We start from the raw sequence: 11,744 nt of genomic DNA, 5'->3' as shown, positions 1-11,744 counted from the left end.
TGGCCCCTCAGTCCCATTCCAGGCCGCCGCGCCGCCATACGTACGCGTACGCGACGAAGACGGTGAGCACGAAGAGCAGCATCTCCACGAGCCCGAAAATCCCCAGGGCGTCGAAGGTGACGGCCCAGGGGTAGAGGAAGACGATCTCGATGTCGAAGACGATGAAGAGCATCGCCGTCAGGTAGTACTTGATGGGGAAGCGCCCGCCGCCGGCCGGCGTGGGGGTGGGCTCGATACCGCACTCGTAGGCCTCGAGCTTGGCGCGGTTGTACCGCTTCGGACCGATCAGCGTGGCCATGACCACGGAGAAGATCGCAAAGCCTGCCCCGAGGGCTCCCAGTACGAGGATGGGCGCATACGCGTTCACCGCTCCTCGCTCCTCTCAGTCGGCGCTGACTGCTGGCGGTTGCACTGGTGCACTGCGCTCACTTCCGCCTCACCGGTCCCAAGAGCCCCGCCGTCCCGGGCGAAGATCGAGAACATGTGAAGCAGGTCACAAGCCCAGTTGCCACGCATCTTATGCCCGCCACTCTGTGATCTGCGACACGGGGTATTGCACGAGCTTTGTGATCTCCACCACCTGACGAAGGATCATGAAGTCGGATGATGAGTGATCTTCATACGCGAAGCGTTCAGTTGATCACGAGAAGTGACATTCTTGCTTGTCATCGCAGGCCGGAGGGTGCGTCTCCATATCAAGAGAGTTCCGCTGCATGCAAATTGGTGCTGGACGCGGGTGCCTGATAGAGGAGCGCGTTCACACATCAGGGGGAGGTGTGGGGTGCGATGTGGACGCGGATCCGGACGCGTGCACTCGTTCACGAGCTCCCCGCGCACGGGACGCCGCGTTTCCGGTGACCGTTCCGTGACCTCCGCCACATCGATGAGGGGTCCCTGAGAACCGGGCTTGGCCAATGACCGCAACCAGTGGTAGGCGTGGGGCAATTCGGACGTAATGATCAAAGACCGTGATCAAGCCCTTGATCACGGGCGTCCGCAATGTCCGTTACGGCGTCAATAAAGAGCGACGCGCCCGGGATTTCAGGTCTCGATTGAGCAACTGTGGCGCAGCACACGTTTCTTGAAGATATGAAGGAGCCCCTGATACCGGTTGTTCCCATGTCCCACACCGCTCACATACGCAGCCACCGGAAGCCCCGCCGCAGCGCGTCGACCCTCGCGATGCGGGCCGGAGTTGCCGGTGGCGTCCTCAGCACCCTGGCAGTCGCCGGGGCGTCCGGCTCGGCGAACGCGGCCGAGCCGGTGACGCAGACCCTCGAACTGCCCACCCTGACGGCCGACCTGGCCGCTCAGGCCGCCAAGTCCGCGGACGCCACCCAGCAGGCCGCCGCGAACTACCAGCTGCAGGCCGAGCGTGACGCGGCCGCCGCAAAGGCCGCGAAGCAGGCCAAGGCGGACCTCGCGGAGGCCAAGCAGAAGGCCGCCGAGGCCAAGAAGAAGGCCGAGGAGGCCCGCAAGGCCGCCGCCGAGCGTGCCTCGCGCAGCGCGGCGCGCACGACGCTCGCCGCCGCGGACACCGGCAGCACCTCCACGAGCACGGCGACCGGTTCGGCCGCGGCCGTCATCTCCTTCGTGAAGGCGCAGATCGGCAAGTCCTACGTCCTGGGCGCCTCCGGCCCGAGCGCCTACGACTGCTCCGGCCTGGTGCAGGCCGCCTTCAAGCAGATCGGCGTCAGCCTGCCGCGCGTCTCCCAGGACCAGTCGACCGCCGGCACGCAGGTCTCGCTGAGCAACCTGCAGCCGGGTGACATCCTCTACTGGGGCAGCGCGGGCAGCGCGTACCACGTGGCGGTGTACGTCGGCGACGGTATGTTCGTCGGCGCGCAGAACCCGTCCACCGGCATCGTCGAGAAGCCGCTGTCGTACGACCCGCCGACCGGCGCCGTGCGGGTGCTCTGAGCGCACCCGCACGCCTCTCCACGCGCATAGGGCCGCAGCCGCTCGGGGGCAGCGGCCCTTGCGTCGTTCCCGGGGCGTCACAGGCCCCTCCCTGACATGCTCTGCTCGGGCCGCCGTCCGGCGGTCCGTCCATGAGCGAAGGAGACCGCGTCGTGCCACGCGTGTTCGTACAGGGAAGGCCCGCCGACTACTACCCCCGCCACGCCCCCGAGGCCGGCCGCGGTGCGGTGCGCCGGATCACCGAGGTCGGCGAGGAGGTCCTGCACAAGCCGTGCCGGGACGTCACGGAGTTCGGGCCCGACCTCGCCGCACTCGTCGACGACATGTTCCGCACGCTGTATGTCGCCGAAGGGGCGGGACTCGCAGCGAATCAGGTAGGGGTCGATCTGCGGCTGTTCGTGTACGACTGCCCCGATGACGACGGAGTCCGGCATGTCGGACACATGGTCAATCCGGTGCTCGAAACACCCACGAGTGGGCGGCGGTTGCTGGACGAGGGTGAGGGCTGTCTGTCGGTTCCGGGTGCCGTGATGGCCGTACCGCGGCCGGACCGGGCCGTCGTGCGCGGGCAGGACAAGGACGGCAACCCGATCGCCATCGAGGGCACGGGGTACTTCGCGCGCTGCCTCATCCACGAGACCGACCACACCAACGGGTACCTCTACCTGGACCGGCTCTCCAAGTGGGAGAAAAGGGACGCGCTGCGGCAGATGGCGGACCGGCGGGACGAGGTGTTCGCCCGCCGGGCCGCCCGCGCCGAGGAGCTGAGCCCGGCCCAGAAGAGGCTCACGCCTTCGGGGCCACCTTGCTCAGGCCGTTGATGATGCGGTCCATCGCGTCGCCGCCCGTGGGGTCGGTGAGGTTCGCCAGCAGCTTGAGGGTGAACTTCATCAGCATCGGGTGGGTGAGACCGCGCTGGGCCGCGATCTGCATGACCTTCGGGTTGCCGATGAGCTTCACGAAGGCACGGCCGAGCGTGTAGTAGCCGCCGTAGGTGTCCTTGAGGACGCGCGGGTAGCGCTGCAGGGCGATCTCGCGCTGGGCGGGCGTGGCCCGCGCGTGGGCCTGGACGATGACGTCGGCGGCGATCTGGCCGGACTCCATGGCGTAGGCGATGCCCTCGCCGTTGAAGGGGTTCACCAGGCCGCCGGCGTCACCGACGAGCAGCAGGCCGCGCGTGTAGTGGGGCTGGCGGTTGAAGGCCATGGGGAGGGCGGCGCCGCGGATCGGGCCGGTCATGTTCTCGGGGGTGTAGCCCCAGTCCTCGGGCATGGAGGCGCACCAGGCCTTGAGGATCTCGCGCCAGTCCAGCTCCTTGAAGGAGGCGGAGGTGTTCAGGACGCCGAGGCCGACGTTCGAGGTGCCGTCGCCCATGCCGAAGATCCAGCCGTAGCCGGGCAGCAGCCGGTCCTGGGGGCCGCGGCGGTCCCACAACTCCAGCCAGGACTCCAGGTAGTCGTCCTCGTGACGGGGGCTCTCGAAATACGTCCGGACCGCGACGCCCATCGGGCGGTCCTCGCGGCGGTGCAGGCCCATCGCGAGGGACAGGCGGGTGGAGTTGCCGTCGGCGGCGACGACGAGCGGCGCATGGAAGGTGACCTCGCGCTTCTCCTCGCCGAGCTTGGCGGTGACGCCGGTGATACGGCCGGTGCGGTCGTCGATGACCGGGCCGGAGACGTTGCAGCGCTCGTACAACCGCGCCCCCGCCTTCTGGGCGTTGCGGGCGAGCTGCTCGTCGAAGTCGTCGCGCTTGCGGACCAGTCCGTAGTTCGGGTAGGCGGCGAGTTCCGGCCAGTCCAGCTGGAGGCGGGAGCCGCCGCCGATGATGCGCAGGCCCTTGTTGCGCAGCCAGCCGGCCTGCTCGGAGATGTCGATGCCCATGGCGACGAGCTGCTTGACCGCGCGCGGGGTGAGGCCGTCGCCGCACACCTTCTCGCGCGGGAACTCGGTCTTCTCCAGGAGCAGGACGTCGAGGCCGGCCTTGGCGAGGTGGTACGCGGTCGTGGAGCCGGCCGGCCCCGCGCCCACGACGATCACATCGGCGGTGTTCTCGGAGAGGGGCTCGGTCTCGACGGTCACGGCGGGATCTCCCCAAGTTCGAAATCTGTGTGCCGACCGGCACTGGACATGGGCAGTCTATTCAGCAGAATTGATCACCCGGCTGAAGGGCTGCCCTGTGAACCGACCTCTCCCCGCGGTACGGCTGCGCGTTCCCACCCATGAGGACGCGATCGCCTGGCACCGGGTCTTCGACGACCCCGAGGTCATGGAGTTCTACGGCGGCAGACCGGCCGCGCTGTCGGTCTACGAGGAGCTCACCGCGCGGCAGCGGCGGCACGACGCCGAACTCGGCTTCTGTCTGTGGACCATGCTGGACGAGTCCGGTGAGGTCATCGGCTTCACCGGAGCGCAGCCCTGGCAGCCGGACTGGGGCCCGGTCGGCGAGATGGAGATCGGCTGGCGGCTGGGCCGCGCGCACTGGGGCAAGGGGTACGTCACCGCGGCCGCGCGCGAGACGCTCCGGCGGGTGGGGGCGGCCGGGGTCAAGGAGGTGGTGGCGATGGTCCGGCCGGGCAACGAGCGGTCGATCGCGGTGACCCGACGGCTCGGCATGCGCCCGGCGGAGACCTATCCGCATCCCACCCTGGACGAAGACGCCCTGTGCTTCCGACTGGACGTCGAGCACGTAGAGTAGTCGTCTGTCACAGAAAGCCACCGGCGCCTTCCAGCCGGGGCGCGCGGGAGTTACCCTTCCAGTACCGCTGGGGGTGACATCTGTGCGCATAACACCCAAAACACCCGAAGTGCGAGTTCCACGGCTGGTCGGACTGATGGCCGTGGACGCGCGCGAAACGGCCCAGGCGCAGGGCCTGTTCCTCAACGCGCCGGACCGCCCGGACTTCCACCTCGCGGTCGTCGACTACGTCGTACGCCAGTACCCGCAGCCCGGCGCCGAGGTGCCCCGGGACTCCATGGTGTACGTGTGGTTCGACTTCGGTGAGGGAGAGGGCGGCGGAGGCGTGCGCGAGCCACGCATCCCACGGCCGCCCAGGGGCGGGCTGCAACGCGAGCTCGGTGAGCCCGGGGACGCCTTCGAGACGATCAACCGCTAGGCCCCGCAGGAAGGCCTCAGCTCTCCTTGAAGCCGCGGTGCAGCGCGACCACACCGCCGGTGAGGTTGCGCCAGGCCACCTTCGACCAGCCCGCCTTGCGCAGCCGTTCGGCGAGGGCGGGCTGGTCGGGCCAGGCGCGGATGGACTCGGCGAGGTAGACGTACGCGTCCGGGTTCGAGGAGACCGCCCGCGCGACCGGCGGCAGCGCCCGCATCAGGTACTCGGTGTAGACGGTCCGGAAGGGCGCCCAGGTCGGGTGCGAGAACTCGCAGATGACCACCCGCCCGCCGGGCCGGGTCACCCGGTACATCTCCCGCAGCGCCGCGTCCGTGTCCTGGACGTTGCGCAGCCCGAAGGAGATCGTCACGGCGTCGAAGGTGTCGTCCTTGAACGGCAGCCGCGTCGCGTCGCCGGCCGTGAACGGCAGCCAGGTGTGCTTCTTCTTGCCGACCTGCAGCATCCCGAGCGAGAAGTCGCACGGGACGACGTACGCGCCCGTGCGTGCGAAGGGCAGCGAGGAGGTGGCCGTACCGGCGGCCAGGTCGAGGACCTTCTGCGCGGGGCGCGCGTCGACCGCCTTCGCCACCTCCTTGCGCCACACCCGGTCCTGGCCGAGCGACAGCACGTCGTTCGTCAGGTCGTACCGTTCCGCCACGTCGTCGAACATCGAGGCGACTTCGTGCGGCTGCTTGTTCAGGGAAGCGCGGGTCACCCGCTCATTGTGGCAGCAGGGGGTACGGCACTCCGGAAGCGCCCTCGCCTACGCCCGCGCGGCGCACGCCCGGCCCGGTCGGCGAAGGTCCCGCGCCCGTCCGGTGCCCCGGGATCAGCGGCCCCGGTACACCAACCGCCCGCCGATCACGGTCGCCACGCAGGTTCCAGCGCCGCGACGGACCAGTTCGGCACGGTTCGCGACGTCGAACACGGCGAAGCGGGCGGGCCCGCCCGGGACGAGCCGCGGCAGCAGGATCAGCGGGGTCGGGGACAGCGCTGCGGGGCCCGGAAGGCGGTCGGGCCGCTGCCCCACCGCGAGCCCGGCCCTGCGAACCGCGTCGACCACGGCCCGCGACCGCAGTTCCCCGGCCACCGCCACCGTGCCGTGTGCCAGCATCCGCTGCACCCCGCGTCGCGCACTCGCGCCGAGGCGTGCGGGATCGCCGCGGAGGATCTCCCGGGCGCGCTCCCCGCCGATGGGCTCGGTGCCGAGGACGTCGGCCTCGCGGGGGTCGGGGTGGTAGGTGGCCTCCAGCAGCTCCGGACCGTACGGGTTCAGCAGCCCCGGGGTGAGGATCCCGGGCCACCGCCGCACCTTGGCCCGGGGCTCGGCGGCGGCCAGTTCCTCGTACGGGCCGACGGCGGCGACGGACGCCCCGTCGACCAGTACGGCCGTCTCGGGAGACCGATCGGCCACGTGAAGTGTCAGCACAGCGCGCCTAGTTGGACGCCAGCAGCTTCAGTTCGGGGTGGGCCGTGCCGCCTTCGATCGCCGTCGAGGAGATGTGGGACATCACCCGCTCGTCGACGGGGTCGTTCGCCGGGTCGTCGTGGACGACCAGGTGCTCGTACGTCGTCGAGCGCTGCGCCGGGACCCGCCCCGCCTTCCTGATCAGGTCGATGATCTCCAGGCGGTTGGAGCGGTGCTTGGCGCCGGCCGAGGAGACCACGTTCTCCTCCAGCATGATCGAGCCGAGGTCGTCGGCGCCGTAGTGCAGCGACAGCTGGCCGACCTCCTTGCCGGTGGTCAGCCAGGAGCCCTGGATGTGCTGGACGTTGTCGAGGAAGAGGCGGGCGATCGCGATCATCCGCAGGTACTCGAAGAGGGTGGCCTGGGTGCGGCCCTTCAGGTGGTTGTTCTCGGGCTGGTAGGTGTACGGGATGAAGGCGCGGAAGCCGCCCGTACGGTCCTGTACGTCCCGGATCATCCGCAGGTGCTCGATGCGCTCGGCGTTCGTCTCACCCGTGCCCATCAGCATGGTCGAGGTGGACTCCACGCCCAGCCGGTGCGCGGTCTCCATGATCTCCAGCCAGCGCTCGCCGCTCTCCTTCAGCGGGGCGATGGCCTTGCGGGGCCGCTCGGGGAGCAGTTCGGCGCCGGCGCCGGCGAAGGAGTCGAGGCCCGCCTCGTGGATCCGGGTGATGGCCTCCTCGACCGACACACCGGAGATACGGGCCATGTGCTCGACCTCGGACGCGCCCAGCGAGTGGATCACCAGCTGGGGGAAGGCCTCCTTGATGGCCCGGAAGTGCTTCTCGTAGTACTCGACGCCGTAGTCCGGGTGGTGGCCGCCCTGGAACATGATCTGGGTGCCGCCCAGCTCGACCGTCTCCGCGCAGCGGCGCAGGATGTCGTCGAGGTCGCGGGTCCAGCCCTTCTCCGTGTCCTTGGGGGCCGCGTAGAAGGCGCAGAACTTGCACGCCGTGACGCACACGTTCGTGTAGTTGATGTTCCGCTCGATGATGTACGTCGCGATGTGCTCGATGCCTGCGTACTTGCGGCGGCGTACGGCGTCGGCGGCGGCGCCCAGCGCGTGCAGCGGCGCGTCCCGGTAGAGGTCGAGCGCCTCTTCCGGGGTGATCCGCCCACCGGCAGCGGCACGGTCGAGGACAGACTGGAGGTCGGCCTTCTCGGTCACCAGGGCGTCCCTTTCAGGGAGATTGCGGACGGGACCGACTCAGCCTACGCCAGCGGTTTCACCGCAGGGACGTCAGGCCGCGTACGCACCGATCAGCAGTCCGGTGAGGGCCCCGGCGAGCAGGAACGGGCCGAACGGGATCGCCGTCCTGCGGCCCGCGCGTCGTACGGCGACGAGGGCCGCGCCGTACAGCGCGCCGAGCAGGAAGCCGGCGAAGGCGCCGAGCAGGACGGTGGACCAGCCGTACCAGCCGAGTACGGCGCCGACGCCGACGGCCAGTTTCACGTCGCCGAAGCCCATGCCGGCCGGGTTGATGCGGTACAGCGCGTAGTAGCCGGCACCGAGCGCGAGGGCTCCGTACAGCGCGGTGAGCCAGTGGCCGGCGTGCTCGGGCAGCAGTGCGACAAGGCCCAGCAGGGCGAGAGCGGCCGCGGCGAGGGGCAGCGTCAGCGGGTCGGGCAGCCGCTGCACCCGGAAGTCCACCACGGCCAGCAGCACGCCGACCGGCGCGAGCAGCAGCCAGACCGCGAGCTCCGGCCGGGTGCCGGTGGCGGCGGCGAGAGCGGCGCAGGTCAGGGCGGTGACAAGGGAAGCGGTGAGGGCGGCGGCGGGGGGTACGTCCGTACGGCGGGCCGCCGCTCCGCAGGCGCCGCATGCGATCCGGCCGATCCAGCCGCGGATCGGATGGCCGTCCGGGCAGCGGTCCCGCCAGGGCTCACCGGACGGTACGGCGAAGCGGTAGGCGGCGCGGGGCAGTGCCGCGCCCACGAGCGCGCCCCACACCGCGGCGACGACCACCAGCGCCCCTGTGCTCATGCGGTCCCTCCGCTCCCCGTCGCGCTCACCGGGCCCGTGAGCACGTACGACTTCCCATCTTCCCTAGGAGGAGGGGTTGTACGTCTTACCGGCACCGGGGCAAGGGATTTGAGCGCGGATCGGCGCGGGGCGCTGGTCCCCTACGGCGCCAGCAGGTCCACCTTCACGTCCGCCGGGAAGCCGGTAGTCGGGCCGACGCGGCGGGCGAACTCGGCGACCGCCTCCAGTTGGGGAGTGCCGAAGCTGAAGTCGAGGGTGGTGAAGTACTGGGCCAGGGTGGCCTCGTCGAAGGCCTCCCAGCGGGCCGCCTGTTCGGCGACCTTGCCGACCTCCTCCAGGGAGAGGTTGCGGGAGGCGAGGAAGGCCTCGTGGACCTCACGGGTGATGAGCGGCTCGCGGTCGGCGTAGTCGCGGCGGGCCGCCCAGACCGCGAAGACGAACGGCAGACCGGTCCACTCCTTCCAGAGCGCGCCGAGGTCGTGCACTTCGAGGCCGAAGCGCGGGCCGTCGAGCAGATTCGCCCGCAGCGCCGCGTCGCCGATGAGGACGGCGGCCTCGGCCTCCTGCATCATCAGACTGAGGTCGGGCGGGCAGGTGTAGTAGTCGGGCTGGACGCCGTAGCGCTCGGCGAGCAGGAGTTGGGCGAGGCGGACCGAGGTGCGGGAGGTCGAGCCGAGCGCGACCCGGGCGCCGTGCAGGCGGTCGAGCGGGACCTGCGAGACGATCACGCAGGACATCACCGGGCCGTCGCAGCCGACGGCGATGTCCGGGAAGGCGACCAGGTCGTCGGCGTTGCGCAGGAACTCGACCAGGGTGACGGGGCCGATGTCGAGATCGCCGCGCACGATCTGCTCGCTGAGCTTCTCCGGGGTGTCCTTGGTGAGCTCGAAGTCGAGGAGAGTGCCGGTTCTCGCGAGCCCCCAGTACAGGGGCAGGCAGTTCAGGAACTGGATGTGGCCGACGCGCGGCCGGGTGCGAGCATTGTCCACATCGCGAGACTAGACCCCGTGCTGTACGGTGCCGGGACCGACCCCACCGTGACCGTGCCGTCAAATGGCGCAGTGGATGTTCAAACATCCGGGTGAAGTGATCTTGACCTCTATTGCTTTCGGCTGCCCGGATGCTAGGCTTGCCGCAAGTTGCAGTTTGGTTTCCCTTGCAGTACAGAGCCTGCGGAGCATGTGACCGCGGGCTCTCGTCGTTTTCAGACGAATGCAGTTGTGCAGCACCGTTTCGCACTTGCAGGTTCTGGAGCAGGGCAACCCTTTTGAGCCCAAGGAGGGCTTATGGCTACCGGAACCGTGAAGTGGTTCAACGCCGAAAAGGGCTTTGGCTTCATCGCCCAGGAGGGCGGCGGCCCCGACGTCTTCGTTCACTACTCCGCGATCAACGCCTCCGGCTTCCGCTCCCTCGAGGAGAACCAGCAGGTGAGCTTTGACGTGACGCAGGGCCCGAAGGGCCCGCAGGCGGAGAACGTCACCCCCGTCTGATCACTGCCTGATCGCAGAACCTGAGAGAAGTACCCAAGGAGCCCCACGCCGTTCCGGCGCCGGGGCTCCTGCCTTTGCCCCGCCTTTCCCTCCCCGGCTGTCGATGAATTCTGTACGAATTCTCTACGTGTGCTGCATGACGAGGACGAAGGTCGTACCCGGTTCCAGCGCCTCGTACGAGTGCGCCACGTCGCCTCGATAGGTCAGGTAATCGCCGGGCTCCAGCTCGACCTCCTGCTCGGCGGGGCCCGCCTTCATCCGGCCCGAGCCCACGATCAGATGCTCGACCGTGCCAAGGATGTGCGGATCCGACATACGGACCGCCCCCGGCTCGGCGCGCAGCCGGTAGATGTCCCGCCGGGCCCCCGGAGGGCTCGCGGACAGCAGGGTGGCGACAAAGTTCGCCTGCTCCGAGGCGACCTCCGGGCCCTCGCCCGCACGGATCACCTGGACCTGCGGCGCCGGCGGCTCGACCAGCGCGCTGAACGGCACCCCCAGCGCGACCGCGAGCGCCCAGAGCGTCTCCACGTTGGGATTCCCGCTCGCCGCCTCCAGCTGGGACAGCGTGGACTTCGCGATCCCCGCGCGTTTGGCCAGCTCGGACAGGGAGAGCCCGGCGCGGGCGCGCTCGCGTTTGAGCGATGCGGCGATCCACTCCAGAGGAAGCCGGGCGGGGGTCCCGGGAGACGGCTCGGTCATCTTCGTTCGCTCCATCGGTACGATCGTTCGGCTTGACGGACAGGCCCGCTGCGTTCCATTGTAGAAAACATGCGTTCGGTACAGCGAACAGTCGATGACATGGATGACATGTCCCTGGTACGCGACAGCTCGCTCGTCTGGCTCGCCAGCGGCGTCGTCGGCGTCTCCTTCGGCGCCGTGTCCGTGGCCGGCGGCCTCCCGGTGTGGGTGCCGGTGGCGATGTCCCTGGTGGTGTACGCCGGCTCGGCCCAGTTCAGTGCGGTGGGCGTGCTGCTCGCCGGGGGCGGGCCGATCGCCGCCGCGGCGACGGGACTGCTGCTCAACACCCGTACGGCCGCTTTCAGTCTGGCGGTCGCGGACATCCTCGGCACCGGCCGTGCGAGCCGTCTCGTCGGCGCCCATCTGGTCACCGACGAGACGGTCGCCTTCGCTCTCGCCCAGTCCGATCCGGTACGGCAGCGGAGGGCGTTCTGGATCTCCGGGCTCGGTCTGTTCGCCGTGTGGAACATCGGGGTGCTGGCGGGCGCGCTCGCCGGGGGCGCGCTGGGGGACACCGCGCGGTACGGACTCGACGCCGCGTTCCCCGCGGTTCTGGTGGCGCTGGTGCTGCCTCAGCTGCGGGCGGACGCGGTGGTACGGCGGTGCGCGCTGGTCGGGGCCGCGGTGGCTCTGGCGGTCACGCCCGCAGTGCCCGCGGGGGTGCCGGTGCTGCTCGCTCTGGCCGGGCTCTTCCTGCACCGCCGTCAGCCCGTGGAGGCCGCTGCCTAATGCTGAAGTCAAGCCACGAGGCTGAGTTGTGGTCGGTCCTGGTAGGGCCGGCGGTCACGCAGGATGGCGTAGAGCACGTTGACGCGGCGTCGGGCGAGGGCGATGAGCGCCTGGTGATGTCGCTTTCCCTCTGCTCGCTTGCGGTCGTAGAAGGCCCGGGACGGTGGGTGGTTCGGCATCGCGCAGAAGGCCGACTGGTAGAAGATCCGCTTGAGGGCCTTGTCACCGCCGGTCGCGCTGCGCGAGTAGCGGATCTTCCCGGACTGGCTGAGCACGGGTGCCAGGCCGGAGGCGGCGGCGAGGGC

General features: G+C 69.8%; 15 protein-coding genes. 6 read left to right on the top strand and 9 right to left on the bottom strand.

The genetic code is table 11. The features are described from left to right. Positions 1 to 7: 7 nt before the first annotated feature. Positions 8 to 367, bottom strand: a complete 360-nt coding sequence (locus ACZ418_RS04620) for an NADH-quinone oxidoreductase subunit A (protein ID WP_003992243.1) — start codon at positions 365 to 367, stop codon at positions 8 to 10. A 752-nt stretch (positions 368 to 1,119) separates the two neighbouring features. Between ACZ418_RS04620 and ACZ418_RS04615 the strand changes: the two genes are divergently transcribed. Next, positions 1,120 to 1,920, top strand: coding sequence for a C40 family peptidase (locus ACZ418_RS04615; protein ID WP_468356935.1), 801 nt, complete (start codon positions 1,120 to 1,122; stop codon positions 1,918 to 1,920). A 152-nt stretch (positions 1,921 to 2,072) separates the two neighbouring features. Beyond that, positions 2,073 to 2,741 (top strand): peptide deformylase, encoded by a 669-nt coding sequence (gene def, locus ACZ418_RS04610; protein ID WP_468356932.1) that lies wholly within the window; start codon positions 2,073 to 2,075, stop codon positions 2,739 to 2,741. Here def and ACZ418_RS04605 read toward each other — a convergent pair. Beyond that, positions 2,707 to 3,999 (bottom strand): geranylgeranyl reductase family protein, encoded by a 1,293-nt coding sequence (locus tag ACZ418_RS04605; protein ID WP_468356929.1) that lies wholly within the window; start codon positions 3,997 to 3,999, stop codon positions 2,707 to 2,709. The two genes, def and ACZ418_RS04605, sit on opposite strands and share 35 nt — an antisense overlap. Before the next feature lie 97 nt (positions 4,000 to 4,096). Between ACZ418_RS04605 and ACZ418_RS04600 the strand changes: the two genes are divergently transcribed. Together ACZ418_RS04600 and ACZ418_RS04595 are read left to right on the top strand one after the other, a co-directional pair. Further along, positions 4,097 to 4,615: a GNAT family N-acetyltransferase gene (locus tag ACZ418_RS04600; RefSeq protein WP_468356925.1), complete on the top strand. Its 519-nt coding sequence runs from the start codon at positions 4,097 to 4,099 to the stop codon at positions 4,613 to 4,615. Between the two features lie 109 nt (positions 4,616 to 4,724). Then, a complete protein-coding gene (locus tag ACZ418_RS04595; protein WP_388619384.1) occupies positions 4,725 to 5,033 on the top strand; it encodes a PASTA domain-containing protein in 309 nt (102 codons plus the stop codon). A gap of 16 nt (positions 5,034 to 5,049) precedes the next feature. Here the strand turns inward: ACZ418_RS04595 and ACZ418_RS04590 are convergent, their stop codons facing one another. From ACZ418_RS04590 to ACZ418_RS04570, 5 genes are all read right to left on the bottom strand, one after another. Next, entirely contained in the window at positions 5,050 to 5,745 is a 696-nt protein-coding gene (locus ACZ418_RS04590) for a demethylmenaquinone methyltransferase (protein ID WP_351802361.1), read from the bottom strand. 114 nt (positions 5,746 to 5,859) lie between these two features. Then, a complete protein-coding gene (locus ACZ418_RS04585) occupies positions 5,860 to 6,459 on the bottom strand; it encodes a hypothetical protein (protein WP_468356921.1) in 600 nt (199 codons plus the stop codon). A gap of 7 nt (positions 6,460 to 6,466) precedes the next feature. Next, positions 6,467 to 7,666 (bottom strand): cyclic dehypoxanthinyl futalosine synthase, encoded by a 1,200-nt coding sequence (mqnC, locus tag ACZ418_RS04580; protein ID WP_468356917.1) that lies wholly within the window; start codon positions 7,664 to 7,666, stop codon positions 6,467 to 6,469. Between the two features lie 72 nt (positions 7,667 to 7,738). After that, positions 7,739 to 8,482 carry a prepilin peptidase gene (locus ACZ418_RS04575; protein WP_468356914.1) on the bottom strand — a complete coding sequence of 248 codons (744 nt, stop codon included), beginning with the start codon at positions 8,480 to 8,482 and terminating at the stop codon, positions 7,739 to 7,741. A gap of 140 nt (positions 8,483 to 8,622) precedes the next feature. Beyond that, entirely contained in the window at positions 8,623 to 9,471 is an 849-nt protein-coding gene (locus ACZ418_RS04570; protein ID WP_468356911.1) for a menaquinone biosynthetic enzyme MqnA/MqnD family protein, read from the bottom strand. A gap of 297 nt (positions 9,472 to 9,768) precedes the next feature. Here ACZ418_RS04570 and ACZ418_RS04565 point away from each other — a divergent pair, with 297 nt between their 5' ends. Then, positions 9,769 to 9,972, top strand: coding sequence for a cold-shock protein (locus ACZ418_RS04565; protein WP_003992177.1), 204 nt, complete (start codon positions 9,769 to 9,771; stop codon positions 9,970 to 9,972). Between the two features lie 123 nt (positions 9,973 to 10,095). Here ACZ418_RS04565 and ACZ418_RS04560 read toward each other — a convergent pair whose 3' ends face one another. Further along, entirely contained in the window at positions 10,096 to 10,686 is a 591-nt protein-coding gene (locus ACZ418_RS04560; protein ID WP_468356908.1) for a helix-turn-helix domain-containing protein, read from the bottom strand. A gap of 54 nt (positions 10,687 to 10,740) precedes the next feature. Between ACZ418_RS04560 and ACZ418_RS04555 the strand changes: the two genes are divergently transcribed. Further along, positions 10,741 to 11,439, top strand: a complete 699-nt coding sequence (locus tag ACZ418_RS04555) for an AzlC family ABC transporter permease (RefSeq protein ID WP_468356905.1) — start codon at positions 10,741 to 10,743, stop codon at positions 11,437 to 11,439. 8 nt (positions 11,440 to 11,447) lie between these two features. Here ACZ418_RS04555 and ACZ418_RS04550 read toward each other — a convergent pair. Next, positions 11,448 to 11,744, bottom strand: a 297-nt coding sequence (locus tag ACZ418_RS04550; protein WP_468356902.1) for a transposase, incomplete at its 5' end; no start/stop codon positions are given.

The organism is Streptomyces sp. NPDC030820 (genome assembly GCF_055572075.1).
This window is presented reverse-complemented; position numbering and strand designations above follow the sequence as displayed.

Bases quoted from the DNA above. Each gene is read 5' to 3' on its own strand.
- ACZ418_RS04555 (WP_468356905.1), top strand. From the start codon at position 10,741: ATGCGTTCGGTACAGCGAACAGTCGATGACATGGATGACATGTCCCTG.
- ACZ418_RS04560 (WP_468356908.1), bottom strand. From the start codon at position 10,686: ATGGAGCGAACGAAGATGACCGAGCCGTCTCCCGGGACCCCCGCCCGG.
- ACZ418_RS04565 (WP_003992177.1), top strand. From the start codon at position 9,769: ATGGCTACCGGAACCGTGAAGTGGTTCAACGCCGAAAAGGGCTTTGGC.
- ACZ418_RS04575 (WP_468356914.1), bottom strand. From the start codon at position 8,482: ATGAGCACAGGGGCGCTGGTGGTCGTCGCCGCGGTGTGGGGCGCGCTC.
- ACZ418_RS04615 (WP_468356935.1), top strand. From the start codon at position 1,120: ATGTCCCACACCGCTCACATACGCAGCCACCGGAAGCCCCGCCGCAGC.